The 1,361-nt window shown below is 38.0% G+C and carries 1 protein-coding gene; it reads left to right on the top strand.

Translation table 11 applies throughout. The features are described from left to right. Positions 1-306: 306 nt before the first annotated feature. Positions 307-1,284, top strand: a complete 978-nt coding sequence (locus NF867_RS13810) for an acyl-ACP desaturase (RefSeq protein WP_252588656.1) — start codon at positions 307-309, stop codon at positions 1,282-1,284. Positions 1,285-1,361 lie beyond the last annotated feature (77 nt).

Genomic DNA, 1,361 nt, shown 5'->3' with positions numbered 1-1,361 from the left:
AACCATTTTCCATCAGCTAAATAACCTACTGCCCTAACGACCCTAAACCCGATTGCAATGGAAAGCCCGCAGCCAGGCGCTAGCTTTGTGTCGGGCAGGCGAGGACTTGCAATGGAAAGCGGGACTGATAGACGTTTACTAAGATTTATGAAGGGTTTTCAAAAAAAACTTGTTATACTAAATAACAATGACAAATATCCTTTTTTATTTTTTGATTAAATTCCTCAAGCAATTTATTATTGTCTACCTTTAACCCTTGAATGCTAAGTGCATATAAAGTGTTTTAAACTTAAACTCAAACTATAAATGAATTTTTCGTTGTCACGTTTGGAGGTAATGAAACATATTGAAAAGTATATTCAAGATGCTTACAATGAATTTCTTACACCAGTTGATAAAATATGGCAGCCAGCAGATTTACTGCCGGTTTCGAGCTCAGAGAATTTTTTTGAAGAAGTAAAGCAACTGCAAGATAGCGCTAAAGAATTATCTTATGATTTAGTTGCTGTTTTAATTGGAGATACTATTACAGAAGAAGCCCTACCCACATACGAAACATGGTTGGCAGGGATAGAGCATGTTTCGCAAGATCGTAATGGACCTTGGAGTAAATGGGTTAGAGCCTGGACAGCTGAAGAGAATCGTCATGGAGCTGCATTGAATACTTACTTGTACCTGTCGGGACGAGTAGATATGCGTAAAATGGAAATTTCAACTCAATATCTTATAGCCGATGGTTTTGATATTGGTACCGATAAAGATCCTTATCGTAATTTTATTTATACCAGTTTTCAGGAAACTGCCACTAATTTATCTCACCGTCGTGTGGCTCAGTTCGCCAAACAACAAGGAGACACTTTAATGGCTAAATTATGTGGTCATATTGCTGCCGATGAAGCTCGCCATGCAAAAGCCTATAAAGCATTTGTTGCTCGTATTTTGGAAATTGATCCTAATGAAATGTTGTTAGCCTTTGAAGACATGATGCGCAAAAAGATTGTTATGCCTGCGCATTTTCTTCGTGAGATGGGGCTGAAGATTGGCCAAACGTTTGGTCATTTTACCGATGCCGCACAACGCTTAGGTGTTTATACAGCTACTGATTATACTGATATTTTGAAAGATTTAGTAGAAGAGTGGAAATTGGATCAGTTAACTGGATTAAATGATGCTGGTGAAAAGGCTCGTGATTATTTAATGGCTCTTCCTGATCGTTTAAACAGAGTAGCGGAACGGATGAAAACACCATCACTTGAATATAAGTTTTCGTGGATTCACGCTTAAGAATATAGAAGAGGCTGTCTCAAAAGGGGCAGCCTTTTTAGTTGCCGAGAATTGACTGTATATTTTTTGATTGAGAA

It is taken from the genome of Solitalea agri, from assembly GCF_023914155.1.
Lineage (GTDB): Bacteria > Bacteroidota > Bacteroidia > Sphingobacteriales > Sphingobacteriaceae > Solitalea > Solitalea agri.
The sequence above is the reverse complement of the archived record's forward strand: the minus strand, read 5'-3'. Positions and strand labels throughout refer to the sequence as shown.